The 25,061-nt window shown below is 62.7% G+C and carries 26 protein-coding genes and 1 other RNA gene; 22 read left to right on the top strand and 5 right to left on the bottom strand.

Annotated elements, in window-relative coordinates; translation table 11 throughout:
• The first annotated feature begins 18 nt into the window (after positions 1 to 18).
• The 3 genes from PSUB009319_RS13480 to PSUB009319_RS13470 all read left to right on the top strand — a co-directional run bounded on the left by PSUB009319_RS13480 (position 19) and on the right by PSUB009319_RS13470 (position 3,176).
• Complete coding sequence (locus PSUB009319_RS13480) at positions 19 to 1,218, top strand: acetyl-CoA C-acyltransferase (protein WP_124382734.1); 1,200 nt, start codon at positions 19 to 21, stop codon at positions 1,216 to 1,218.
• Between the two features lie 212 nt (positions 1,219 to 1,430).
• Positions 1,431 to 2,384, top strand: coding sequence for a DegV family protein (locus PSUB009319_RS13475; RefSeq protein WP_124382733.1), 954 nt, complete (start codon positions 1,431 to 1,433; stop codon positions 2,382 to 2,384).
• 27 nt (positions 2,385 to 2,411) lie between these two features.
• Positions 2,412 to 3,176 carry an enoyl-CoA hydratase gene (locus PSUB009319_RS13470; RefSeq protein WP_124382732.1) on the top strand — a complete coding sequence of 255 codons (765 nt, stop codon included), beginning with the start codon at positions 2,412 to 2,414 and terminating at the stop codon, positions 3,174 to 3,176.
• 67 nt (positions 3,177 to 3,243) lie between these two features.
• On the opposite strand, the gene PSUB009319_RS13465 is transcribed toward PSUB009319_RS13470, so the two are convergent.
• The gene (locus PSUB009319_RS13465; RefSeq protein ID WP_124382731.1) at positions 3,244 to 3,681 is read right to left on the bottom strand and encodes an acyl-CoA thioesterase; all 438 of its coding nucleotides are present in this window, start codon (positions 3,679 to 3,681) and stop codon (positions 3,244 to 3,246) included.
• An 89-nt stretch (positions 3,682 to 3,770) separates the two neighbouring features.
• Here PSUB009319_RS13465 and PSUB009319_RS13460 point away from each other — a divergent pair, with 89 nt between their 5' ends.
• From PSUB009319_RS13460 to PSUB009319_RS13430, 7 genes are all read left to right on the top strand, one after another.
• The gene (locus PSUB009319_RS13460; RefSeq protein ID WP_124382730.1) at positions 3,771 to 5,609 is read left to right on the top strand and encodes an ABC transporter ATP-binding protein/permease; all 1,839 of its coding nucleotides are present in this window, start codon (positions 3,771 to 3,773) and stop codon (positions 5,607 to 5,609) included.
• A 15-nt stretch (positions 5,610 to 5,624) separates the two neighbouring features.
• A complete protein-coding gene (locus PSUB009319_RS13455) occupies positions 5,625 to 6,569 on the top strand; it encodes a LysR family transcriptional regulator (protein WP_124382729.1) in 945 nt (314 codons plus the stop codon).
• A gap of 151 nt (positions 6,570 to 6,720) precedes the next feature.
• Positions 6,721 to 8,022 (top strand): Glu/Leu/Phe/Val dehydrogenase, encoded by a 1,302-nt coding sequence (locus tag PSUB009319_RS13450; protein ID WP_124382728.1) that lies wholly within the window; start codon positions 6,721 to 6,723, stop codon positions 8,020 to 8,022.
• Positions 8,023 to 8,540: 518 nt separating this feature from the next.
• Positions 8,541 to 9,434 (top strand): glutamate/aspartate ABC transporter substrate-binding protein, encoded by an 894-nt coding sequence (locus tag PSUB009319_RS13445; protein WP_124382727.1) that lies wholly within the window; start codon positions 8,541 to 8,543, stop codon positions 9,432 to 9,434.
• 99 nt (positions 9,435 to 9,533) lie between these two features.
• Entirely contained in the window at positions 9,534 to 10,262 is a 729-nt protein-coding gene (locus tag PSUB009319_RS13440; protein ID WP_124382726.1) for an amino acid ABC transporter permease, read from the top strand.
• Positions 10,263 to 10,279: 17 nt separating this feature from the next.
• A complete protein-coding gene (gene gltK, locus PSUB009319_RS13435) occupies positions 10,280 to 10,963 on the top strand; it encodes a glutamate/aspartate ABC transporter permease GltK (RefSeq protein ID WP_124382725.1) in 684 nt (227 codons plus the stop codon).
• Entirely contained in the window at positions 10,960 to 11,694 is a 735-nt protein-coding gene (locus PSUB009319_RS13430; protein ID WP_124382724.1) for an amino acid ABC transporter ATP-binding protein, read from the top strand. Before gltK ends, PSUB009319_RS13430 begins: the two co-directional genes overlap by 4 nt.
• Positions 11,695 to 11,759: 65 nt before the next feature.
• Here the strand turns inward: PSUB009319_RS13430 and PSUB009319_RS13425 are convergent, their stop codons facing one another.
• Complete coding sequence (locus PSUB009319_RS13425; RefSeq protein ID WP_124382723.1) at positions 11,760 to 12,590, bottom strand: class II glutamine amidotransferase; 831 nt, start codon at positions 12,588 to 12,590, stop codon at positions 11,760 to 11,762.
• A gap of 158 nt (positions 12,591 to 12,748) precedes the next feature.
• Between PSUB009319_RS13425 and PSUB009319_RS13420 the strand changes: the two genes are divergently transcribed.
• From PSUB009319_RS13420 to rnpB, 4 genes are all read left to right on the top strand, one after another.
• Entirely contained in the window at positions 12,749 to 14,047 is a 1,299-nt protein-coding gene (locus tag PSUB009319_RS13420) for a glycerate kinase (RefSeq protein ID WP_124382829.1), read from the top strand.
• 37 nt (positions 14,048 to 14,084) lie between these two features.
• A complete protein-coding gene (gene pyrC / locus PSUB009319_RS13415) occupies positions 14,085 to 15,119 on the top strand; it encodes a dihydroorotase (protein WP_124382722.1) in 1,035 nt (344 codons plus the stop codon).
• A 4-nt stretch (positions 15,120 to 15,123) separates the two neighbouring features.
• The gene (locus tag PSUB009319_RS13410; protein WP_124382828.1) at positions 15,124 to 15,924 is read left to right on the top strand and encodes a DUF3025 domain-containing protein; all 801 of its coding nucleotides are present in this window, start codon (positions 15,124 to 15,126) and stop codon (positions 15,922 to 15,924) included.
• A gap of 13 nt (positions 15,925 to 15,937) precedes the next feature.
• An RNA gene (rnpB, locus tag PSUB009319_RS13405) (RNase P RNA component class A) lies at positions 15,938 to 16,280 on the top strand.
• Between the two features lie 27 nt (positions 16,281 to 16,307).
• On the opposite strand, the gene PSUB009319_RS13400 is transcribed toward rnpB, so the two are convergent.
• Positions 16,308 to 16,733: an OsmC family protein gene (locus PSUB009319_RS13400; protein ID WP_124382721.1), complete on the bottom strand. Its 426-nt coding sequence runs from the start codon at positions 16,731 to 16,733 to the stop codon at positions 16,308 to 16,310.
• A 688-nt stretch (positions 16,734 to 17,421) separates the two neighbouring features.
• On the opposite strand from PSUB009319_RS13400, the gene rplM reads away from it, so the two are divergent.
• The 5 genes from rplM (at position 17,422) to erpA (ending at position 20,187) form a co-directional block, all read left to right on the top strand.
• Positions 17,422 to 17,850 carry a 50S ribosomal protein L13 gene (rplM, locus tag PSUB009319_RS13395; RefSeq protein WP_009239122.1) on the top strand — a complete coding sequence of 143 codons (429 nt, stop codon included), beginning with the start codon at positions 17,422 to 17,424 and terminating at the stop codon, positions 17,848 to 17,850.
• 12 nt (positions 17,851 to 17,862) lie between these two features.
• A complete protein-coding gene (gene rpsI, locus PSUB009319_RS13390) occupies positions 17,863 to 18,255 on the top strand; it encodes a 30S ribosomal protein S9 (RefSeq protein ID WP_021196516.1) in 393 nt (130 codons plus the stop codon).
• 229 nt (positions 18,256 to 18,484) lie between these two features.
• Positions 18,485 to 19,240 (top strand): DUF6776 family protein, encoded by a 756-nt coding sequence (locus PSUB009319_RS13385; protein WP_124382720.1) that lies wholly within the window; start codon positions 18,485 to 18,487, stop codon positions 19,238 to 19,240.
• 40 nt (positions 19,241 to 19,280) lie between these two features.
• Positions 19,281 to 19,685: a polymer-forming cytoskeletal protein gene (locus PSUB009319_RS13380; RefSeq protein ID WP_124382719.1), complete on the top strand. Its 405-nt coding sequence runs from the start codon at positions 19,281 to 19,283 to the stop codon at positions 19,683 to 19,685.
• Positions 19,686 to 19,812: 127 nt separating this feature from the next.
• A complete protein-coding gene (gene erpA, locus PSUB009319_RS13375; protein ID WP_004633183.1) occupies positions 19,813 to 20,187 on the top strand; it encodes an iron-sulfur cluster insertion protein ErpA in 375 nt (124 codons plus the stop codon).
• A gap of 66 nt (positions 20,188 to 20,253) precedes the next feature.
• Here the strand turns inward: erpA and PSUB009319_RS13370 are convergent, their stop codons facing one another.
• Positions 20,254 to 21,408 carry an anhydro-N-acetylmuramic acid kinase gene (locus tag PSUB009319_RS13370; RefSeq protein ID WP_124382718.1) on the bottom strand — a complete coding sequence of 385 codons (1,155 nt, stop codon included), beginning with the start codon at positions 21,406 to 21,408 and terminating at the stop codon, positions 20,254 to 20,256.
• A 175-nt stretch (positions 21,409 to 21,583) separates the two neighbouring features.
• Between PSUB009319_RS13370 and tyrS the strand changes: the two genes are divergently transcribed.
• From tyrS to PSUB009319_RS13355, 3 genes are read left to right on the top strand one after another with little or no spacing between them, the layout of a single operon-like run.
• Positions 21,584 to 22,858 (top strand): tyrosine--tRNA ligase, encoded by a 1,275-nt coding sequence (tyrS, locus tag PSUB009319_RS13365; protein ID WP_124382717.1) that lies wholly within the window; start codon positions 21,584 to 21,586, stop codon positions 22,856 to 22,858.
• A complete protein-coding gene (gene dtd, locus PSUB009319_RS13360) occupies positions 22,855 to 23,355 on the top strand; it encodes a D-aminoacyl-tRNA deacylase (RefSeq protein ID WP_124382716.1) in 501 nt (166 codons plus the stop codon). The genes tyrS and dtd overlap by 4 nt, the downstream gene beginning before the upstream one ends.
• Before the next feature lie 19 nt (positions 23,356 to 23,374).
• Complete coding sequence (locus tag PSUB009319_RS13355) at positions 23,375 to 24,055, top strand: histidine phosphatase family protein (protein ID WP_124382715.1); 681 nt, start codon at positions 23,375 to 23,377, stop codon at positions 24,053 to 24,055.
• 290 nt (positions 24,056 to 24,345) lie between these two features.
• Here PSUB009319_RS13355 and PSUB009319_RS13350 read toward each other — a convergent pair whose 3' ends face one another.
• Complete coding sequence (locus tag PSUB009319_RS13350) at positions 24,346 to 25,056, bottom strand: queuosine precursor transporter (RefSeq protein WP_124382714.1); 711 nt, start codon at positions 25,054 to 25,056, stop codon at positions 24,346 to 24,348.
• Positions 25,057 to 25,061: the final 5 nt, after the last annotated feature.

The following is a 25,061-nucleotide window of genomic DNA, read 5'->3' as shown; positions in this document are numbered from 1 at the left end:
ACAGAACTGGAGTTCATCATGACCAAACAACTGCAAGACGCCTACATCGTCGCCGCGACGCGTTCCCCGATCGGCAAGGCGCCCAAGGGCGCGCTCAAAAACCTGCGCCCGGACGATCTGCTGGCGACCATCCTTAAGAGCGCCGTTGCTCAGGTGCCGAACCTGGACCCGGCACTCATTGAAGACGCCATCGTCGGCTGCGCGATTCCTGAAGCGCAGCAAGGCCTGAACGTGGCGCGTATCGGCGCGCTGCTGGCCGGCCTGCCCAATAGCGTGGGTGGCGTGACCGTCAACCGTTTCTGCGCTTCGGGTTTGACGGCGGTGGCGATGGCTGCTGACCGCATCCGCGTGGGCGAATCCGACGTGATGATCGCCGCCGGTGTCGAGTCGATGAGCATGGTGCCGATGATGGGCAACTCGCCGTCGATGTCGCCGGAGATTTTTACGCGCGACGAGAACGTCGGCATTGCCTACGGCATGGGCTTGACCGCCGAGAAGGTCGCCCAGCAATGGAAGATCTCGCGTGAGGCGCAGGATGCGTTCTCGCTGGCCTCGCACCAGAAGGCTCTGGCCGCGCAGCAAACCGGCGAGTTCAAGGACGAGATCACGCCGATCGAGATCATCGAGAAGTTTCCGAACCTGGGCACGGGCGCCGTCGACATCAAGACGCGCACCATGTCGCTGGACGAAGGCCCGCGCGCCGACACGTCGGTTGAGGGTCTGGGCAAGCTGCGCGCCGTGTTCGCCAACAAGGGCAGCGTGACGGCCGGCAACAGCTCGCAAACGTCGGATGGCTCGGGCGCACTGATTCTGGTGTCGGAAAAAATCCTCAAGCAGTTCAACCTGGTGCCGCTGGCGCGCTTCGTGTCGTTTGCGGTGCGCGGTGTGCCGCCGGAGATCATGGGGATCGGCCCGAAGGAAGCGATTCCGGCAGCGCTCAAGGCGGGCGGCCTGACGCAAGATCAGCTGGATTGGATCGAACTGAACGAAGCGTTTGCCGCGCAGTCGCTGGCGGTCATTCAAGACCTGGGCCTGGACACCAGCAAGATCAACCCGCTGGGCGGCGCGATTGCGCTGGGCCACCCGCTGGGCGCGACCGGTGCCATTCGTGCGGCGACCGTCGTGCACGGCCTGCGCCGTCGCAACCTGAAGTACGGCATGGTGACGATGTGCGTTGGCACCGGCATGGGCGCAGCCGGGATTTTCGAACGCATGTGACCCCACGCAAGGGGGAGGCTTAAGGCCTTCCCCCTGCTTGCTTTTCGCCTGTCTCACCACGCATGATTGCGCAGGCTCGCACAGCAATACAGAACCAAGCGAGCCGACGATTGCGGCCCGGCCACCGGGCACGCCATAGAAGCGGAGCCACGACTCCGCACAAGAGGAGACACACCACCGGGCCACCGGCGGTGCACCAAGAGGAGGGCGCGATGGGTAACACAATCGTGTTGACCGACGCGGCATGCGATATGCCGCGCTCGATGATCGATCAACTGGGTTTGGGCGTGGTGCCGTTCCGCATTCGTGCGGGCGACCAGTTTGTGGAAGACCGCCGCGACGAGGCAGCGCTGCCGCAGCTCTACCGCAAGTACCTCGTCGACAAGCAAGACCACTACGCCGAGTCGATTCCGCTGCTCGAGCGCGAGATCGAAGACTATCTGCTCAAGCACGTGGTCACGCAGCACGACCGCGCGCTGCTGCTGACGATTGCCAGCTCGCGCAGCCATTTCTACAGCCACGCTACCGGCGCGGTGGTGGGCACCACGGCCAAGAGCTTCAAGTCGCGCAAGGATGCTGGCCGCTCGGGCCTGTTCGAGCTGACGGTGGTGGACACCGGTGCCATCGGACCTGGCCAGGCGCTGATGGTGCACGAGGCCGCCCGCATGCTGCGCGAAGGCGCCGAGGTGCGTGATGTGGTGAACGTGATCGAGAACCGTCTGCGCGACGCATCGCACGTCTATCTCGTGCCAGACGAGCTGCTGTACATGTACACGCGCGCCAAGCAGAAGGGCGAGAAGAGCATCACCTGGGGCCGCTACATGATGGGCACCGCGTTCAACGTACGCCCGCTCATTCATATGCACCGTGGCGAGACCGACGCCATCGCCAAGGTGCGCGGCTCCGATGAGGGCATCCGCCGCCTGCTCACGCACACCGAAACCATGATCACCGAGGAGCGTTTGGCTACGCCCGTGGTGGCGATCACGTATTCCGGTTCGCTCGACGCCGTGCGCCGCATGGAGCCGGTGCAAGCGTTGATGCGGACCGCCCAGGATCACGGCGTGGAAGTGCTGCTCGCCCCGATGAGCCTGACCGTGGCGTTGAACGTTGGGGCCAACGCGTTCTCCGTCGGTTATCTATCTGATTCCCCTGTGCCAATCTAGCGGCGCAGGTTTCACTTTGGAGTTTTCATGTCGATTTGTACCGAGACCGCAGACGGCGTCCTGACGCTCACCTTTGACCGTCTGGACCGCAAGAACGCCATCACGGCCGCGATGTACCAAACGCTGGCCGATGCCCTGGTGGCCGCCGAGACCGATCCCGCCATCCGCGTGATCGTGCTGGCAGGCCACGAGAGCGTGTTCACGGCCGGGAACGATCTCGAAGACTTCATGAAGAATCCGCCCAAGGACGAGAGCGCTCCGGTGCATCAGTTCCTGCGGGCGATCAGCACCGCCACCAAGCCGTTGATCGCGTCGGTGAGCGGCGCGGCTGTTGGCGTGGGCACGACCATGCTGTTGCATTGCGACCTCGTCTATGCGTCTGAAACGGCCAAGCTGTCGATGCCGTTCGCACAACTGGGCCTGTGCCCGGAAGCCGCGTCGAGTCTGCTGCTGCCGCAATTGGCCGGCTATCACCGCGCCGCCGACAAACTGCTCTTCGGTGAGCCGTTCGACGCGAATGAAGCGCGCGAGCTGGGCCTGGTGAACCGCGTGCTGCCGGCCGGCGAGCTTGACGCTTTCGTGCGTACGCAGGCACGCAAGCTGACGTTGCTGCCGCCCGCTTCGCTGCGCGCAACCAAGCGCCTGATGAAGGAGGGCGCCACGCCGCAGATCGCTGAGCGCATGTCGGTAGAAGGCAAGCAGTTTGGCGAGATGCTGCGCGCGCCGGAAGCGCGTGAAGCGTTCACGGCGTTCTTCGAGAAGCGCCGTCCGGATTTCTCCAAATTCAACTGATCACGCGGCTTCTGCACAAAAAAAGAGAACCCGGCCTAGGCCGGGTTTATTGTTGAGCGTTGCCGATTCAGAGCGGCGGCAGCACGCGCGGCTTGCGGGTCTCGTCAGTGGCGACGTAGGTGAGCGTGGCTTCCGTGACTTTGACGGTAGCGTGGCGGCCGTTGGCGTGCATGCGCTGCGCATAGACCTCCACATCCACGGTGATCGATGTGCGCCCCGTTTTGACCACGTTGGCGTAGAAGCTCACCAGATCACCCACGTACACGGGCTGCTTGAAGACAAACGAGTTGACCGCGATCGTGGCGACACGGCCGTTCGCGCGCACCACGGCAGGAATCGACCCGGCAATGTCGACCTGCGACATGATCCAGCCGCCAAACACGTCGCCGTGCACGTTGGCGTCAGAAGGCATGGGCATCACGCGCACGGCGGGCTGCTTGTCGGCGGGCAGCGTGACGGTTTCAGTGGCGGCTTGGGTATCGGACATGATGATGCAGGGCAGCATTGAAGCGGAAGGGGAAACCCAGTGGCGAGCGGGGCGCGCGCAGGTGATCGGTGGGAGAATACACAATCCGTCATTTTATTGCACCGCACATGCGCCGCTTTCCCGCTTCTTCCGAACCGCCTCCGCCTGGGGCTGCCCGCGGTGATTGGCGCACCATCAGGAGCCTGTTGCCGTATCTCATGGCCTACAAGTGGCGCGTGGGGCTGGCGCTGTCGTTTCTGATTGCTGCCAAGGTGGCAAACCTGGGCGTGCCGATGGTCATGAAGCGGCTCATCGATTCGATGAACGTGTCGCCATCGGACCCGCGCGCGCTGCTGGTCGTGCCGGTCGGCATCATCATTGGCTACGGGCTGCTGCGGCTGTCGACATCGCTCTTCTCCGAGTTGCGCGAAATCCTGTTCGCCAAGGTGACGGAAAGCTCGGTGCGCACGCTCGCGCTGCAGGTGTTTCGGCATTTGCATGCGCTGTCGCTGCGTTTTCACCTGGAGCGCCAGACTGGCGGCATGAGCCGCGACATCGAGCGCGGCACGCGGGGCATCCAGTCGCTCATCTCCTATTCGCTGTACAGCATCCTGCCGACGCTGGTGGAAGTTGGCCTGGTCATCACGTATTTCTTCGTAAAGTACGACGCGTGGTTCGCGCTCATCACGTTCTGCGCGCTGGTCAGCTACATCGTTTTTACGGTGACGGTGACGAACTGGCGCACGCACTTTCGCCGCAAGATGAACGAGCTGGATTCGCGCGCCAACCAGAAGGCGATCGATTCGTTGCTCAATTTCGAGACCGTCAAGTACTTCGGCAACGAAGACTACGAAGCCCGCCGCTATGACGAGAATCTCAAGCACTACCGCGCGGCCGCCATCCGCTCGCAGAACTCGCTGTCGGTGCTGAACTTTGGCCAGCAGGTGATCGTGGCCACGGCGCTCATCCTGATCCTGTATCGCGCCACACAAGGCGTGGCTGCCGGACACATGACGCTGGGTGACCTCGTGCTGGTCAACACGCTGATGCTGCAGATTTACATCCCGCTCAACTTCCTGGGCGTGATCTACCGTGAGTTGAAGCAGGCCGTAACCGATATGGACCGGATGTTCAATCTGCTGCAGACCAATCGTGAGGTGGCCGACAAGCCCGATGCGCCGCCACTGGCCGTGCATGCTGGTGAGGTGCGATTCGCGCATGTGGATTTCAGCTACGAAGCCAAGCGCCAGATTCTGTTCGATGTGGATTTCACGATTCCTGCCGGCACGACCACCGCGGTGGTGGGGCAGAGCGGATCGGGCAAATCGACGTTGGCGCGCTTGCTGTTCCGCTTCTATGACGTGAAGTCCGGCGCTATTCAGATCGATGGCCAGGACTTGCGCGACGTTACGCAATCCAGCGTGCGTGCGGCCATCGGCATCGTTCCGCAAGACACGGTGCTCTTCAACGACAGCATCTACTACAACATCGCTTACGGTCGCCCCGATGCGAGCCGCGAAGAGGTAATCGAAGCCGCCCGCGCGGCGCAGATTCATCACTTTGTCGAATCGCTGCCCGATGGCTATGAGACGCAAGTCGGCGAGCGCGGCCTGAAGCTCTCCGGCGGCGAGAAGCAGCGCGTGGCGATTGCACGCACGTTGCTCAAGCGCCCGCCGATTCTCGTATTTGACGAAGCGACGTCCGCGCTTGACTCGCGCACCGAACACGCCATCCAGGAAGAGTTGATGCGTCTGGCGCAAAACCACACCACGCTGGTCGTTGCGCACCGGCTGTCCACCATCGTGCGCGCGCACCAGATTTTGGTGATGGAGCACGGTCACATCATCGAGCGCGGCACGCACGAATCGTTGCTGCGCGCGCAAGGCCGTTACGCGCAGATGTGGCGCATGCAGGCGCGCGAGCCCGAGCGCGTGGCCGAAGAAACAGAAGACGCCCGAGCCGGTTGAGGGAGAGACAACGCGATGGAACTCAAATGGCTGGAAGACTTCATCAGCCTGGCTGAGACGCGCAGTTTTTCGCGCTCGGCCGAACTGCGGCATGTGACACAGCCGGCGTTTTCGCGGCGCATCCAATCTCTTGAGGCGTGGCTCGGCAACGAGCTGATCGACCGCTCAAGCTACCCCACACGCCTGACCCCTGCGGGCGAGGTCTTTTACGAACAGGCGTTGGCAATGCTCGCCCAGGTGAGCGAGACGCGCGCGCTCATGCGCGGCCAACGCCCGGCCAGCGCGTCGACCATCGACTTTGCCGTGCCTCACACGCTGTCGCTCACTTTTTTTCCGGGCTGGCTTGCGGAGGTGGAGGACAAGATCGGCAAGCTGCAATGCCGGCTGCGTGCGCTCAATGTGCACGATGCCGTGATGACGCTGGTGGAGGGCGGTTGCGATCTCGTCATGGTCTATCACCATGCGCGACAAATGATCCAGCTCGATCCCACGCGCTACGACATGTTGGTCCTGGGCACCGAACGGCTCTCGCCGTTTTCGAAGCCCGATGCGAATGGTCGGCCGATCTATCGGCTTGTGCCGACCGCGCGCAAGCCGATCGCTTACCTTAGCTACACGCCCAACGCTTTTCTGGGCCGCATGGTGGATGTGCTGCTGGAGAACTCGCCCGTGGCGCCGTTGCTCGACAAGTGCTACGAAACCGACATGGCCGAGGCGCTCAAGGTGATGGCGCTGGCGGGCCACGGCGTGGCCTTCTTGCCGGAGAGTGCGGTGCGCGAGGACGTGGCGGCTGGGCGCCTGGTGCGCGCGGAAGGCAAGGGCGGCGGTACGTTGTCGATCGAGATGGAAATCCGGCTCTATCGTGAGCATCCGCAAAGCGGCGCACACGACCGTCGGCACCCTCAGTCCAAGCGCAAACGCGAGCTGATCGACACGTTATGGAGCGCACTGGCGGGCTGAAGGACGCATCGAATTCGATCACGAGGTTATGCGCTGGATGCATAACCTGATGTAAAAACGGCATTGGATTTCGCTCCGGGCGGTCCCTAAGCTGGCGGGCATTTTGTGGGACTTGAAGGACCTTACCGAGGTCCAAAAAAGGAAGACAGCCATGTCCAATGTCGCATCTCCGTCGACACTCCAGCACGCCATCCCGTCCTATCTGCCGGCCGACAACCTCGGCCCGTGGGGCATCTATCTGCAGCAGGTCGATCGGGTCACCCCCTACCTCGGCTCGCTCGCCCGTTGGGTTGAAACGCTCAAGCGTCCCAAGCGCGCCCTGATCGTCGACGTGCCAATCCAGATGGATGACGGCCGCATCGCCCACTTCGAGGGCTACCGCGTGCAGCACAACACGTCGCGCGGCCCGGGCAAGGGCGGCGTGCGTTTCCACCAAGACGTGACGCTGTCGGAAGTGATGGCGCTGTCGGCGTGGATGTCGGTGAAGAACGCGGCCGTGAACGTGCCGTACGGCGGTGCCAAGGGCGGCATCCGCGTCGACCCGCGCAAGCTGTCTTCCGGTGAACTCGAACGCCTGACCCGCCGCTACACCAGCGAAATCGGCATCATCATCGGCCCGAACAAGGACATCCCGGCGCCGGACGTGAACACCAACGCGCAGATCATGGCGTGGATGATGGACACGTACTCCATGAATGAAGGCTCCACCGCCACCGGCGTGGTGACCGGCAAGCCGATCGCACTGGGCGGCAGCCTGGGCCGTCGCGAAGCCACCGGCCGCGGTGTGTTCGTGGTCGGCAGCGAAGCCGCGCGCAACCTCGGCATCGACGTCAAGGGTTCGCGCGTGGTGGTGCAGGGCTTTGGCAACGTGGGGAGCGTGGCCGCCAAGCTGTTCCATGACGCCGGCGCGAAGGTCATCGCCGTGCAAGACCACAAGGGCATCGTGTTCAACGGCAACGGCCTGGATGTCGACGCGCTCATCCAGCACGTTGACCACAATGGCAGCGTGGCTGGCTTCGCCGCCGAGACTGTCTCGCAAGACGATTTCTGGACGCTGGACTGTGAATTCCTGATCCCGGCCGCGCTGGAAGGCCAGATTACTGCGAAGAACGCGCCCCATATCAAGGCAAAGATTGTCGTGGAAGGTGCAAACGGCCCCACGACGCCCGAGGCCGACGACATCCTGCGCGACAAGGGCACCCTGGTCTGCCCGGACGTGATCGCCAACGCCGGCGGCGTGACCGTCAGCTACTTCGAGTGGGTGCAGGATTTCTCGAGCTTCTTCTGGACCGAAGACGAGATCAATCAGCGCCTGGTACGGATCATGCAAGACGCCTTCCGTGGCGTCTGGCAGGTGGCGCAGGACAACAAGGTCACCCTGCGTACGGCGGCGTTCATCATCGCCTGTACGCGGATTCTGCAGGCCCGCCAAGAGCGCGGTCTGTACCCCTGATCGGCAACGCGCTGGTCAATGCCGGCGCGGTGCTCCAACAGGGCGCTGCACCGGCCTATCGCGTTGCTGCCGATCAGGCGGCCATGCGCGACGGTTGAAGAAAGCCGGTGTTCATGGGACGAACCATAACGTTCCGAGCACCGCACCATGAGAAGGGCGATGACATCATCGCCCTTCCCATCCTCAAGTCGGGTTCGTGTAGGCGACAGAGAGCGCACATCGGGCGGACTCCATTTTCCCTGGTTTTCCTCGGCAATTGCCGATCATTCGCTCAAGCAATCGTGCCTGCGTGCCGATGTTGCAGAGCGGTTCCGTATCTGGTGCTGCGCGTCTTTTCCGGTTTTCCGGAAAAGCACAACGTAAGGTGTCCAGTTGCTCGGAAAATGTGGTTGCGGTATGCGCCACGCCAGAGGAAAAACCCCGTTGGATTCAACGATTTAGTGGCAACACCAATACTGTCGCCAAACGTTTTTTGGTACAGTCCCGTCTTTCTCTTTCATGGTCAAAAGGAGACTTTCATGAACCTCGCCAAGCTGGCAACCGTGCTTGTCGCTGTTGGTACATTCGGCAGTGTTGCCCACGCGCAAGAAACTGGCACGCTGAAGAAGATCAAAGACACCGGCGTCATCACGCTGGGCGTGCGCGACTCGTCGATTCCGTTCAGCTACAACGTTGGCGGCGTCCGTACGATCGGTTATTCGTACGACATCAACCAGAAGATCGTCGAGGCCGTGAAAGACCAGCTCAAGCTGAAGGATCTGCAGGTCAAGGAAATCCCGATCACCTCGCAGAACCGCATCACGCTGCTGCAGAACGGCACCATCGACATCGAGTGCGGTTCGACCACGAACAACATCGAGCGCCAGAAGCAGGCATCGTTTACCGACACCATCTTCGTGATCGGTACCCGCATCATGGTGAAGAAGGATTCGGGCATCAAGGACTGGGCAGATCTGAAGGGCAAGAACGTTGTGACCACCGCTGGCACGACTTCGGAGCGCCTGCTGCGCAAGTACAACGATGACAACAAGCTGGGCATGAACATCATCAGCACGAAGGACCACGGGCAGTCGTTCCTGACGCTGGAATCGGGTCGTGCCGTTGCGTTCATGATGGACGACGCACTGCTGTACGGCGAGCGCGCCAAGGCCAAGAATCCGAGCGACTGGATCGTTGTGGCCAAGCCGCAATCGCGTGAAGCCTACGGCTGCATGGTGCGCAAGGACGATGCTCCGTTCAAGGCTATCGCCGACAAGACCATCGCCAGCATGATGAAGGATGGCGAAATCACGAAGCTGTACACGAAGTGGTTCACGCAGCCGGTTCCGCCCAAGGGCGTGAACATGGACTTCCCGATGTCGGACGACATGAAGGCGCTGATCAAGAACCCGAACGACAAGGCTCTTGACTGATCGGCTCCCTCAACGGGCCTGACTCAAGCGTCATCGAAACGGAAGGCAAAGGCCGGTTAACAGGTCCTCTCCCTTCCGTTTTCTTTTGAGGGAACCATCATGAATTACCACTGGAACTGGGGCGTTTTCTTTACAGAAGCCGCCCAGAATCAGACCTATCTCGACTGGCTACTGTCCGGTCTGAAGACCACCGTCGTACTCGGTCTCACCTCCTGGATCATCGCGCTCGTCATCGGCTCTGTGCTGGGCGTGCTGCGTACTGTGCCGAACAAGTGGCTGTCGGGGATCGCCGCGGCGTATGTGGAACTGTTCCGCAACATTCCGCTGATCGTGCAGCTCTTCATCTGGTATTTCGTCATGCCCGAACTCGTGCCGGGCGGTGACTACATCAAGCAGATGAACCCCAACACGTCGATGTTCCTGAGCGCGATGCTGTGCCTCGGTACCTTTACCGCGGCGCGGGTGTGCGAACAAGTGCGCTCGGGCATCAACTCGCTGCCGCGCGGCCAGCGCAACGCCGGCCTGGCCATGGGCTTCACGCTGGCGCAGACGTACCGCTACGTGATGCTGCCGATGTCGTTCCGCATCATCGTGCCGCCGCTCACGTCGGAGTTTTTGAACATCTTCAAGAATTCGGCCGTGGCGTCGACGATCGGCTTGCTCGAACTCGCCGCGCAAGGCCGCCAACTGGTGGACTACACCGCGCAGCCGTACGAATCGTTCATCGCCGTGACGCTGATGTACATGCTGATCAACCTGACCGTAATGGGCCTGATGCGCTGGGTGGAAGCACGTTCCCGGCTGCCTGGCTTCATCGGTGGCAAGTAATCGGGCGAGGACTCTTCATGGCTTATCAATTCGATTTCTCGTCCATCAACGTCGACAACATGCGCGTGCTCGGCGAGGGCATGGTCCTCTCGCTGGAGATCACGGGCACGGCCATCCTGGTCGGCATCGTCTGGGGCACGCTGCTGGCGATGATGCGCCTGTCGGGCATCAAGCCGCTGCAGTGGTTCGGGCAGGCGTACGTGAACCTCTTCCGTTCCATCCCGCTGGTGATGGTGCTGCTGTGGTTCTTCCTGATCGTGCCGCAGGTGTTGCAGAAGATCTTCGATCTGTCGCCGGCCACCGACATGCGCATGACCTCCGCGCTGGTCGCCTTTGCGCTGTTCGAAGCGGCGTATTACTCGGAGATCATCCGCGCTGGTATCCAGAGCGTGTCGCGCGGGCAGATGTTCGCCGCTTATGCGCTGGGCATGACGTACGGCCAGGCCATGCGCCTCGTGATCCTGCCGCAGGCTTTCCGCAACATGATCCCGCTGCTGCTCACGCAGGCCATCGTCCTGTTCCAGGATACGTCGCTGGTGTATGTGAGCGCGCTGTCGGACTTCTTTACGCAGGCATACAACATTGGTGAGCGCGACGGCCGTATCGTCGAGCTGCTGCTGTTTGCCGGCTTGTGCTATTTCGTGATCTGCTTCGGCGCCTCCGTGCTGGTGAAGCGACTTCAGAAGAAGGTGACCCAATGATCGAGATCAAGAACGTTTCCAAGTGGTACGGCAGCTTCCAGGTGCTGACCGACTGCACCACCAGCGTGAAGAAGAGCGAGGTGGTGGTGGTGTGCGGCCCATCGGGTTCGGGCAAGTCCACGCTCATCAAGACTGTCAACGCGCTGGAGCCGTTCCAGAAAGGCGACATCCTCGTCGACGGTACCTCGGTGGGCGCCCGCGGCACCAACCTGCCGAAGCTGCGTTCGCGCGTGGGTATGGTGTTCCAGAACTTTGAGCTGTTCCCGCACCTGTCGATTACCGAGAACCTGACGATCGCGCAGCAGAAGGTGCTGGGCCGCTCGAAGGAAGAAGCCATGGCCAAGGGCCTGAAGTACCTGGACCGCGTGGGCCTGAAGGCGCATGCGGCCAAGTACCCCGGCCAACTGTCGGGCGGTCAGCAGCAGCGCGTGGCGATTGCCCGTGCGCTGTCGATGGACCCGATCTGTATGCTGTTCGACGAGCCGACCTCCGCGCTGGATCCGGAGATGGTCAACGAGGTGCTCGACGTGATGGTGGAGCTGGCTAAGGAAGGCATGACCATGATGTGCGTGACCCACGAAATGGGTTTCGCCCGCAAGGTCGCCAACCGCGTGATCTTCATGGACCAGGGCCACATCGTTGAGGACTGCGAGAAGGAAGAGTTCTTCGGCAACATCGAGAACCGCTCGGACCGCGCCAAGCAGTTTCTGTCGAAGATCCTGTCGCATTAAGCGAAAGGCCTTCGGCAACAAAAAGCCGCTCTCTCGGGAGCGGCTTTTTCATGGGCGATGTGGCGTCAGGTGCAGGCGGTGTTGGCTGCATTGGCAAGCTGCACCGCTTCTGGAATCGGCACCTTGGTCGCCATGGTGGCCTGGCCCGATTCGAACATCAGCAGCTCGCCCGGCACGAACTGCGTCCAGACCTCGTTGTCCGTGAGCGGCGCGGTGGCGATCACCGCTACGCGGTCGGAGGGCGTGGTGTATTTGGCGAAGTCGATCGTCATGTCGGCGTCGATCAAATGCGCCGTCGAGAACGGCCACTGCCGCACGATGTAATACAGCCGCGTCGAGCAATGCGCAAACTGCGCCTGTCCGTTGCACAGCAGGAAGTTGAACACGCCATAGCGCGTGATTTCCTTGGTGATGTCCGACAGCGCGTAGAACAGCTCGTTGAGTGGCGGCTGCGAACCCGGAAAGCGCTTGCGCAGCGCCTGCATGATGAAGCAGAAGGCGAGTTCGCTGTCGGTGTCGCCCACCGGCTGGTAGACGCCGGAGAGGAACGGGGAGAAATTTTTCAGATCGCCGTTGTGGGCGAAGATCCAGTGCCGGCCCCACAGCTCGCGCATGAACGGGTGGCAGTTTTCCAGCCGCACCGTGCCTTGCGTTGCCTTGCGAATGTGCGAGATGACGTTTTTCGACTTGATCGGATAGCGCTTGACCAGGTCGGCGACCGGCGACGTGCCGGCCGACTGGTTGTCGATGAAGAGGCGGCAGGCCTTGTCTTCGAAGAACGCGACGCCGAAGCCGTCGGCATGGTGATCAGTCACGCCACCGCGCGCGGCGAACCCGGTGAACGAGAACGTCACATCAGTCGGTTCGGCGCAGTTCATGCCCAGCAGCTGGCACATGGTGGGGGGAAAGTCGGATGCAATAAAATAAACATTATCCTGCTGGCTGCCGGGGGTGCCAAGCGCCTTCGTCTTCACGGCGCGCGCTTGGCCGCCGGCCGTTGCGCACACGCTGCATGCCACTCACACCCCGATCGCCTCAACCGGAAACCACGCTGATGAAGCTCGACCGCACCGCCGCCCGCGCCCTTTTGCTGGAGAGCTACGCCGCCGCCGTGGGTGCGGCCGACCCGTTGAAGATCGTGGCCGACTTTCTGCCGCCGCCGCATGCGGGTGGCAAAACGCTGGTGGTCGGCGCCGGCAAGGCCGCTGCATCGATGGCGCTGGCCGTCGAGCAGGCCTACGCCGGCCGCACGCAGATCGAAGGGCTGGTGGTCACGCGTTATGCACATGGTCTGCCGACCGAGCACATCCGTGTGATCGAAGCCGGTCACCCTGTGCCGGATGAGGCGGGCGAGCAAGCCGCACAGGAAATCCTGGATCGCGTTTCCGCACTCACCGAAAACGATCGCCTGATCGTGCTCGTCTCGGGCGGCGGCTCGAGCCTGTTGTCGCTGCCCGCCGAGGGCATTCCGATGTCCGATCTGAAGGCCGTGACGCGCGAACTCTTGCGCTGCGGCGCACCGATCACCGACATGAACATCGTGCGCAAGCACATGTCGCGTATTCAGGGCGGGCGGCTGGCGGCTGCATCGCGCGCACCGGTGACGACGTTGATCGTCTCCGATGTGGCTGGCGACGACCCGAGCGCCATCGCCAGCGGCCCGACCGTGCCCGACGCCAGCACTTTTGCTGATGCGTTGGCTATCATCAAGCGCTGGGGCGCCCAGATGCCCGATACGGTGCGCATGCATCTGGACCGCGGCGCCCGCGGCGAGATTTCCGAGACGCCCAAGCCCGGCGATGCCTGTTTCGCGCGCGTCACCAACCACGTTATCGCCACCGCCCAGCAGAGCTTGCAAGCTGGGGCGCAGGTGTTTGCAGCGCACGGCGTCCACACAGCCATCCTCGGCGACACGGTGACTGGCGAGGCACGCGAGGTCGCCCAGGTGTATGGCGCGCTGGCGCGGCAGGTGCGCCAGCACGGCGCGCCGTTTGTGGTGCCCGTGGCACTCATTTCCGGTGGCGAATGCACGGTGACGATTCCACCGGGCCTGACCGGCGGCCGAGGCGGGCGCTGCGCGGAGTTCCTGCTATCTCTCGGCGTTACGCTCGAAGACATGGACGATGTCTATGCGCTCGCCGCCGATACAGACGGCATCGACGGATCGGAGGACAATGCGGGGGCGCTGCTCGACCCTGCCTCCATTGCTCGTGCGGCCGACAAGGGCGTCGTCGCCCGCGTCGCGCTTGACGCACACGACGCCTACGGTTTCTTCGCCGCCGCTGGTGACCTGATCGTCACCGGCCCAACGCGCACCAACGTCAATGACTATCGCGTCATCCTCATTCTCTGATTCACGTTTTTGCTGACCGACTGTTTTCGCACGCATCATGATCGACACTCTCACTATCGTCCGCCCCGATGACTGGCACCTGCACCTGCGCGACGGCGAAACGCTCGCCGACGTGGTGGGCGACACCGCGCGCCAGTTCGGCCGGGCGATCATCATGCCCAACCTCAAGCCGCCGGTGACCAACACCGCGCAGGCGCGCGCCTACCGCGGCCGCATTCTGGCTGCGCTGCCGGCAGGCACGCAGTTCGAGCCGCTGATGACGCTGTACCTGACTGACAACACCTCGCCCGAGGAGATCCGCGAGGCCCGCGCCAGTGGCTTCGTGCATGGCGTGAAGCTGTATCCCGCCGGCGCCACCACCAACAGCGATGCTGGCGTGACCGACCTGCGCCGCTGCGCCAAGACGCTCGAAGCGATGCAGGAAGTCGGCATGCCGCTGCTCGTGCACGGCGAAGTGACTGACCCGACCGTCGATATCTTCGACCGCGAAGCCGTCTTCATCGACAAGGTGATGCTGCCGCTGCGTCGCGATTTCCCCGCGCTGAAGGTCGTGTTCGAGCACATCACGACCAAGCAGGCCGCCGAGTACGTGCGCGACGCCGAAGGCCCGGTCGGCGCGACCATTACCGCGCATCACCTGTTGTACAACCGCAATGCGTTGTTCGTGGGGGGCATCCGTCCGCATTACTACTGCCTGCCGGTGCTAAAGCGCGAAACGCACCGTCTGGCGCTGGTGGCTGCAGCCACTTCGGGCCACCCGCGCTTCTTCCTCGGCACCGACAGCGCGCCGCACGCCAAGGGTGTGAAGGAACACGCCTGCGGTTGCGCCGGCTGCTATACCGCGTTGCACGCCATGGAGCTGTACGCAGAAGCATTTGAAGATGCCAACGCGCTCGACAAGCTCGAAGGCTTTGCAAGCCTGCACGGCCCCGATTTCTACGGCCTGCCGCGCAACGCCGGCACGCTCACGCTCACGCGCTCGCAATGGCAGCTTCCCGCTGAAGTCCCGTTCGGCGAGCAGACGCTGGTGCCGCTGCGTGGCGGCGAGATGCTGCGCTGGAAGTCGGTCTGAGTTGCTGGTCGACGATCTGGGTGCGATCGACTGGAGTCATCCAGCGTTCGCACCGCTTGCGCGATCCGGTGCCCCGGTCGCCAATGCGGTTCAGCGGGGCGCTGATCTGTGCGACGCATTGAATGCGCACCCGGCCGCATCATCGATTTGCACATCGGGCGGCCACCCGCTGTGCTTTGTCCCGCAAGATGCGCTGCCGACCGGCGTGGCCTACGAAGCGCACATCGCCACAACAGGCGAAGTGCCGACGCGAGACAACCTCCACGATTTCTTCAACGCGCTGATCTGGCTGCATTGGCCACGTGCCAAGGCTGCTCTCAACGCCCGCCAGTCGAGGGCTATCACGCAGGACGGGATTGGCGCGGCTCGCGGTACGGTACGCGATGCCGCCACGCTGTTTGATGAAAACGCCCTCATCTTCCTGCACTCCGACGATGCGTCCGAGCGTAGCCTCACGGGGTTCGACTGGCATGGCTTGTTCGTGGAGGGGCGGGCGACCTGGGGCGCAAGTTGCGCCGTTCTGCCGTTCGGGCACGCCCTGCTGGAAAAGCTCGCCACGCCTTACAAGGCGATCACTGCACATGCTTGGCCGGTTCGCGTGGCGACATTGCCTGTTGATCGGGCATGGCTCGATGCCGCGCTGGCGGGCACGCTGCTCAGCGCCGAACTGACCCCGCGCGACTTTCGCCCGCTGCCTGTCATGGGCATCCCCGGCTGGTGCGATGCCAATGACCGCCCCGGCTTCTACCTGGATACGACGGTCTTTCGCCCCGGCCGCCGGCGGGTTGTGCCCGAACAGTGCTAGACTCGCGCCTCGCGAAGCGGACCAGACAACCGCTGCTTGCGCCGCCTCGTGCGAGCGCAAGGGGAGGAAAGTCCGGACTCCATAGAGCAGGGTGATGGCTAATGACCATCCACGGTGACGTGCGGAATAGGGCCACAGAGACGAGTCTTCGCCCCGGCTTCGGTCAGGGCGAAGGGTGAAACGCGGTAACCTCCACCCGGAGCAATCCCAAGTAAGCAGGCGATGAAGCGGCTCGCTGAGTCTGCGGGTAGGGAGCTTGAGCCGGCTGGCAACAGCCGGTCTAGAGGAATGGTTGTCACGCCGCAGGGTGCAAGCCCGGCGGCGCACAGAATCCGGCTTATCGGTTCGCTTCGCTTTTTCCTTTCAGCCGGATTGATCGTCAATCAGGCCAGTTCAACCAGTTCCAGCGAGTGCGTGATCTCGGCCGTTTTGGCCAGCATGATCGACGCCGAGCAGTACTTTTCGTGCGACAGCTGCACCGCACGTTCCACCGTTTCCCGCTTAAGATTGCGCCCCGTCACCGTAAAGGTGAAGTGGATGCGCGTGAAGACCTTCGGGTCGATCTCGGCACGGTCGGCGTGCAGTTTGACGCTGCAGCCCTGCACGTCCTGGCGACCCCGCTTGAGAATTAGCACCACGTCATAGGCGGTGCAGCCACCTGTGCCAAGCAGAACCATTTCCATCGGGCGTGGCGCCAGGTTGCGGCCGCCGCCGTCGGGTGCGCCATCCATGGTGACGAGGTGGCCGCTGCCGGTTTCCGCCAAAAAGGCCATGCCGTCCGGGCCGGTCCAGCTCACTGTGCAATCCATGTCCAATCCTTGTGCAGAGGGTCGGCCAGCGCCGACGAAAAGCCACATTGTAGCCATCGACCCTCGCACGCGTTGGCACGCTAGGGTGAACGCGGCTTGACAGTGACACCCGTGTGAAAAGGTGCAACCCGTGCTTTCTGCACCGAAATCGCGCCGAAATTGGAAGAAGGTCTCTAGTGTGCGGCAGCTTGTTTGATGTGATTTGTCGTCAAGTAATTGATTTGTAAAGATATTCGCCTTTTTTGTGCTGCCTTTTTTGTTTTCCACATTACGAAATGCGATTTCGTAGTGCAAATTCCCTTGCGCATGCCCCAGAAATGGGTATAATTTGCCCCATTGGATCGGCTGATGCGGTGCAACCCGCCAAATCAACGATCAGCAGGTGTCTCCTCCACCCTCCTCCTTTGGTGGATTCAAACCCAAGCTCAATGGCTTGGGTTTTTTTTCGTCTGCAGGACTTGGGCGCACCTTTTTTCTTGTGTCAAGGGGTCTCTGCGGGGTACAATCGAAATCTTTTCCGGATTGCCCGCGGAAAAGAGAAATCCAGAGAGCCCGCACCAACAAGCGGGAAGGCGGGCCGGCGATGACCTTGCATGAGGTTGCGCAGGCGTCCGCAAGACGATCCGTTCATGAGCTGTTACGCACGATACGGGTCCACTCGGGCACTGACTCAATATTTGGAAAAATCATGAAGACCTTTTCCGCAAAGCCCCATGAGGTGAAGCGCGATTGGTACGTGATTGACGCGACGGACAAGGTCCTCGGGCGTGTCGCCAGCGAAGTGGCACACCGACTGCGCGGCAAGCACAAGCCCGAATTCACTCCGCACGTCGATACCGGCGATTTCATCATCGTCATTAACGCAGCCAAGCTGCGTGTGACGGGCGCCAAGACGACCGACAAGAAGTACTATCGCCACTCGGGTTACCCGGGCGGTATTTACGAAACGACGTTTGGCAAGATGCAGCAGCGTTTCCCGGGCCGTGCCCTGGAAAAGGCTGTGAAGGGCATGCTGCCGAAGGGTCCGCTGGGCTACGCGATGATCAAGAAGCTGAAGGTTTACGCCGAAGGCTCGCATCCGCACGAAGCTCAGCAGCCGAAAGCGCTGGAAATCTAAGGGGCCTAATCCATGATCGGAAATTGGAACTATGGTACCGGCCGCCGCAAGAGCGCTGTGGCACGTGTCTTCATCAAGTCCGGCAAGGGCGACATCATCGTCAACGGCAAGGCCATCAACGAGTATTTCGCTCGTGAAACCTCGCTGATGATCGTGCGTCAGCCGCTGGAACTGACCAACCACGCAGCTACGTTTGACATCAAGGTCAACGTGGTCGGTGGCGGTGAAACCGGCCAGGCCGGTGCCGTGCGTCACGGTATCACCCGCGCCCTGATCGACTACGATGCAACGCTCAAGCCCACCTTGTCGAAGGCAGGTCTGGTGACGCGCGATGCACGTGAAGTCGAGCGTAAGAAGGTCGGTCTGCGCAAGGCCCGCCGCGCAAAGCAGTTCTCGAAGCGTTAATCCGCTTCTCCTGCTTCAGCAAAAACCACACCCTCGGGTGTGGTTTTTTGTTTTTGAGCGCAGCCATCAAACAGTGTGATCTTTCCGACGCCTCGCTTACCCTTTGCAACAGCTCCGACATGTCGGCAAGACTACAATTCACACTCTGCTAGCGTTCGATCCGTATGATGCAATCCGCTGTTCCGCCTAATCCCATTCTGATTCGCAATGCGAGTCAGGAGCCGACCGCATGAAGGCGCGTCGCTTGTTGCGTCGCGCTTCTGTGCTTGCCCCGAACGTCACCGTGCGTTCGCGCTTGCCATGGCCGGTGACTGTTCTGTTGATTGCGGTCGTACTTGGACTTGCGGCGGCAGCGGCGCTATGGGCGTTCGAAGAAGGGCGTCGCCTGACAGGTCCGCACGATGCTGATTTGCGCGCGATGAACCGCGAGCTGACCGCCAAGCTGGCCGCCGTGCAGGCCGAGCGCGACAAGCTCTCCGCGTCCGCCGGCACCGTGGATGCGCGCCTGGGCATCGCCGAGGGCGCGCAGGCGCAGATGACCGAGCAACTCAAGGCGCTGGAAACCGAAAACGCGCAGTTGAAGGAGGATCTGGCCTTCTTTGACAGCTTACTGCCCGCGCCTACGAATTCAGCCGGGATTTACGTGCGCAGTTTCCGCATCGCGCCAGACGAAGCGCAGCCGACGCGGATGCGCTTCCGTGTTCTGCTGATGCAGGGCGGCGGCAAAGCCTTCGCGCCTGTCTCCGAATTCGAGGGGCAGTTGGCGCTCAGGCTGAACGTGGTACAGGGGGGCAAACCTGCTACGATCGATTTCCCGGGGGCGGCGGCCAGCGGATCGGCCGCAACCAGCGCCCGCGTCAAGCTCACGCACTACCAGCGCCTTGAGGGCTGGGTGGACGTGCCTCCTGGCACCACGGTCCAGTCTGTGATGGTGAAGGTGCTGCAGAACGGCAAGATCAAGGCAAGCCAGAGTTTTTCCATCTGACGGGCATACCCGATCGGATCCGTACACAGAGGAGTCGACGATGCTGTTTGGCAAAAAGAAAGGGCTGGCGATCGAAACGCTGCTGGGGGCCCGCACCAAGCTGGAGGGGGATCTGCGCTTCTCGGGGGGCCTGCGGATCGACGGCGAGATCAAGGGCAACATCTATGGTGATCCGGAGAAGCCCAGCATGCTGGTCATTACCGACAGCGCACGTGTGGAGGGCGAAGTGCATGTCGGGCACCTGATCCTGAACGGTACGGTGGTCGGCCCCGTGCACGTGGCGGAATTGCTCGAGCTGCAGCCCAAAGCGCGCATTGAGGGCAACGTGCAATATGCTGCACTGGAAATGCACCAAGGCGCCGTCGTCATGGGCACGCTGACGCACGCCGCGCCCGGCGATGTGAAATTGCTGCCCAATCTCAAGCTGGCGTCCAACCAGGATTGACCAGATCGTACGCCGGGCCGTTGCTGGCGCACCGCACAATGCCCACTTGAAACGCGGGGCTTCGGCACGATTTGCAGCTTGCGCTTAAAATACAGGCAAGTTTCAGACGTTCCCACAGGAGATTTTCATGAACGCAGTCGCGCAGGCAGCCACGCCCGATGTGAACGAGGTTCCGGCTCCGCTGGTCTTTACCGACAGCGCTGCGGACAAGGTCAAGCAACTGATTGAAGAGGAAGGTAACCCGGAGTTGAAGCTGCGCGTGTTCGTGCAAGGCGGCGGGTGCTCGGGCTTCCAGTACGGCTTCACCTTTGACGAAGAGACCAACGAAGACGATACGACCATGACCAAGAATGGCGTGTCGCTCCTGATCGACTCGATGAGCTATCAGTATCTGGTGGGCGCCGAGATCGACTACAAGGAAGACATCAACGGCGCGCAGTTCGTCATCAAGAACCCGAATGCTTCGACCACGTGTGGTTGCGGCTCGTCGTTCTCGGTCTGACGCAGCATCGCTGTAAAGGAAAAAGCGCACTTCGGTGCGCTTTTTTTTTGCCTGCGGATTGTGTGCTTAAGCCGGATAGATCGCGCCGAGAATGCGGCCACCCGACGCGCCGGTCGCACTGCGCAGGTTGCCGTGGGCACGGCGCACACATTGGCGAGCGAGCCACGCAAACGCCAGTGCTTCCACCTGATGCGCAGGCACACCGAAGTCATCCGTCGGGGCAACTTGCACGCCAGGCAATGGCTGCGCGATGCGTGCCATCAGCGCGCCGTTGCGTGCGCCGCCACCGCAGATCAGCAGTGACGTCGCCTGCGGCGCATGCGCACGCACGGCATCGGCGATGGCGTCTGCGGTGAGGGCCAGCAGCGTCGCTTGGATATCTTCGGCGCGCGCGGCGCAGAGGGCATCGCCAAGCGTCTGTTGAAGCCACGCCGGATTGAACAGGTCGCGGCCGGTGCTCTTGGGCGGCGGCGCGGCGAAGAACGGCTCGGCTTTCAGGCGCGCGAGCAGGACTTCGTCGATGCAGCCGGTGCGGGCCCATGCGCCGTCGGCGTCATAGCGGCTGCCTTGGTGCGTGTGGACCCAGTAGTCCATCAGCGCGTTGCCGGGCCCGCAGTCGAAGCCGAGTACGGCATCACGCGCGTCGCACGCTTGCGGCGGCAGCACGGTCAGGTTGGCGATGCCGCCGATGTTGCAGACCACGCGCCACGCATCGGGCAGGCCGAACAGCGCGCGGTGCAGCGCGGGCACCAGCGGCGCGCCTTGGCCGCCAGCAGCGATGTCGCGGCTGCGGAAGTCCGCAATCACGTTGATGCCGGTGCGTTCGGCCAACACGGCGGGGTGCTGGGTCTGGCGCGTGTAACCGATGCCATCGTGCGCGCCAGGCTGATGGCGAATCGTCTGCCCATGCGCGCCGATGGCCTGCACGTCGTGGGCGGTCAGGCCGGTAGCGGCGAGCAGCTTGGCAACGCATTCGGCGTAGACCGCGGCCAGCGCGTTGGCGGCCAGCGCTTCGCGATGAATCTCGTCGTGGCCAGCGTGCTGAAGGTCCAGAAAGCGCTGGCGCAGCTCGTGCGAGAACGGTACGTACGCATCGGCCAGCACAGCCGGGTGTTCGCCGGAAAAGTCCGCCAGCACGCCATCGACGCCGTCCAGGCTGGTGCCGGACATCAGGCCGATGTAGCGATCGCTGTGGGCAGGGGTGTCGTTGGGATGCTTCATGCGCGACAGCTTACCAGCGCAATGGCAGGTCAAATGGGCACATCACGGTAAAATCCCGGGATCGCGCGGCCGGCACGTTTGAATCGATGTCGGCCATCGTGCACGCACCGTTTCCCTGATTGTTGATCCGTTCGCGCCGTTTTTCATGTGCGGCGCGGTGACTTTTCCTTTTGCCATGACTGCATCTGCCACTTCCGCCGCTTCCCCCGCTTCTGATAGCGCCACGCCGGGCAAACCCAAGTATCCGGTCACGCCGGAGGTGGCGCACGCGATGGAAGTCTCGCTGCGCGGCTGCGACGAACTGCTGATCGCCGCCGAGTGGGAGCAGAAGCTGGCCAAGAGCGCCGCCACCGGCGTGCCGCTGCGCATCAAGCTGGGCCTGGACCCGACCGCGCCCGACATCCATATCGGCCACACCGTGGTGCTCAACAAGATGCGCCAGTTGCAGGACCTTGGCCACCAGGTGATCTTCCTGATCGGCGATTTCACCTCGACCATTGGCGACCCGTCCGGCCGCAACGCCACGCGCCCGCCGCTCACACGTGAGCAGATCGAGACCAACGCGCAGACCTACTACCGCCAGGCCAGCATGGTGCTGGACCCGAGCAAGACCGAGATCCGCTACAACAGCGAATGGTGCGACCCACTGGGCGCGCGCGGCATCATCCAACTGGCCGCCAAGTACACCGTGGCCCGCATGATGGAGCGCGACGACTTTACCAAGCGCTACAAGGCCGGCGTGCCGATCTCGGTGCACGAATTCCTCTACCCACTGATGCAGGGCTACGACTCGGTCGCGCTCAAGTCCGATCTGGAGCTGGGCGGCACCGACCAGAAATTCAACCTGCTGGTCGGCCGCGAGCTGCAGAAGGAATACGGCCAGGAACCGCAGTGCATCCTGACCATGCCGTTGCTGGTGGGCCTGGACGGTGTGGAGAAAATGTCCAAGTCCAAGGGTAACTACGTCGGCATCAGCGAGGCGCCGAACGAGATGTTCGGCAAGCTGATGAGCATCTCCGACGACCTGATGTGGACGTACTACACGCTGCTGTCGTTCCGCCCGCTGGCCGAGATCGACCTGATGAAGCAGGAGATCGTACTGGGCCGCAACCCGCGCGATTGCAAGGTGATGCTGGCGCAGGAGATCGTCGCGCGCTTCCACAGCCAGGCCGATGCCGAGCGCGCGCTGGAAGACTTCAACCACCGCGCACGCGGCGGTGTGCCGGACGACATTGCGCAGATCGAGCTGTCGGGCGCGCCGCTGGGCATTGCGCAACTGCTCAAGCAAGCCGGCCTGTGCCCGTCCACGTCGGACGCCAACCGCAACATCGAGCAGGGCGGCGTGAAGATCGACGGCACCGTCATCAGCGACAAGGCGCTGAAGGTTGAGGCCGGCACGTTCGTGATGCAAGTCGGCAAGCGTCGCTTTGCCCGCGTGGTGCTGAAGTGATTGGACTGATCCAGCGCGTCTCGCAGGCGGCTGTGCGTGTCGACGGCCGTGTGGTCGGCGAGATCGGCCCGGGTCTGCTCGCGCTCGTGTGCGCCGAACGCGGTGACAGTGCTGCCGAGGCCGATCGCTTGCTGGAAAAGCTGCTGAACTACCGGGTGTTCTCCGACGCGCAGGGCAAGATGAACCTGCCGGTGCGCAACATCGACGGCAACGGGCAGGCCGGTGGCTTGCTGGTCGTGTCGCAGTTCACGCTGGCGGCGGATACCAAATCCGGCACGCGCCCGAGCTTCACGCCTGCGGCTGCCCCGGAAGACGGCCGCCGCCTGTATGAGCATTTCGTGGCGCGGGCTCGCGCGCAGCACCCCATCGTCGCCACAGGCGAGTTCGGCGCGGATATGAAAGTGTCGCTCGTCAACGATGGCCCGGTCACGTTCTGGTTGCAGGTGGCGCCGCAAGTTGCGCGTGCCACCGCTTCGGAAACAGCCAAATCTGTCTGACACGTTTGAGAGCCCTGTGATGCCACGCGCCGCCGCCATTCCCATGCCGATGCCGCAGATCACCCACATCGTGCTCGTGCGCCACGGCGAGACCGATTGGAACCGCGAACGCCGCCTGCAAGGTCAGCTCGACGTGCCGCTGAATACGCAGGGGCTGGAACAAGCCACGCAACTGGGCCGCGCGCTTGCACGCGAACGGTTTGACGCCGTCTATGCGAGCGACCTGTCGCGTGCGAAGCAGACCGCGCAGGCGCTGGCGGACGAAGTTGGCGCCACGGTGCGCGATGACGCCGGCCTGCGCGAGCGCTGCTACGGCCAGTTCGAAGGCCTGACCTACGCCGAAGTCGCCGCGCAGCATCCGGCCGACTTCGATGCGTGGCAGAACCGTGTGCCCGAGTTCGCTCCACCCGGCGGCGAAACGCTCACTGAATTCCATGCGCGCGCGGTGCAAACCGCCCTGCGCCTGATCCGCCGCCACCCCGGCGAGCGCATCGCGCTGGTGAGCCACGGCGGCGTGCTCGATTGCCTGTATCGCCACGCCAACGCCATGACGCTTGCCGAGCCGCGTCAGCATGAATTGCGCAACGCCAGCATCAATCGGCTTTCGTCGGATGGTCATCAACTGACCGTGGTGCAGTGGGGCGATGTCGCGCACCTCGATTTGCTGGTGCTCGACGAGGTGGACCGCCGCGTGCCCTAGCGCTGGGCCGCTGGCTGGGTTTGGAACCCGGTACGCGGGGTGTGGAACCGCAAGCGTCGGGTTCGGAACCTCAACTGCGGCGTGCAGAACCCCGAACGCCGCGTCCGGAACTCGGAACATGTTGTTCTGAACGCAACACCTCCGAGTTCAGCACTTCAAACATCGCGTTCTGAACCTTGAGCATGGCGTTCGGAAACACCGAATGTGGGGTTGCGAACCTCAACAGTGGGGTCCGGAACGCGACCACGCCGAGTTCAGAACCTCAAACGTGAAGTCTGGAACGCCACGCGCTACACCTTCAGCCGGAACGGCGTGAAGTCGGTGTCGCGGTCGTAGTAGTCTTCGTTTTCGGCGCGCTTGAGGAAGGCGACGACGCGGTAGGTGAGCGGCGTTGCCAGGATCTCCCAGCCGGTCTTGAGGATGTATTGCGCGATGGCCACGCGCAGCACCTGTTCGTGCGGCCAGATGCCGTAGAAGGCGATCACGTAGAACAGCGACGAATCCACCGCCTCGCCCACCACCGTGGAGCCGACAATGCGCGTCCACAGCCATTTCCCTTCCGTGTAGATCTTCATCTTCGCCAGCGTGTAGCTGTTGGCGAAGCTGCCGCACCAGAACGCGATGAGCGACCCGGCGACGATGCGCGGCGTGTTGCCGAACACGTCGTTCAGGCTCTTCTGATAGTCGGCCATGAACGGCGCCACCGGCAGCGCCAACACCACCAGCGACATGAACGACGCGAAGATCAGCGCGGCAAAGCCGGCCCACACCACGCGGCGGTCGCGCCCGTAGCCGTACACCTCGGTGAGGATGTCGCCAAAGATGTACGAGATGGGGAAGAACAGCACGCCCGCGCCAAACGTGACCGGCCCGAGAATCGGCAGCGTGATCTGCGCCGCCTTGGCTGCGCCGATCAGGTTCGAGCACAGCAGCACCGTGACGAAGGCGGCCATGACGAAGTCGTAGTAGCGGAAGTTGCGCTGAGGACTGGGGGCAGTCATGGCGG

This window comes from Ralstonia sp. SET104, assembly GCF_003851545.1.
In the GTDB taxonomy this organism is placed as follows: Bacteria; Pseudomonadota; Gammaproteobacteria; order Burkholderiales; family Burkholderiaceae; genus Ralstonia.
This window is presented reverse-complemented; position numbering and strand designations above follow the sequence as displayed.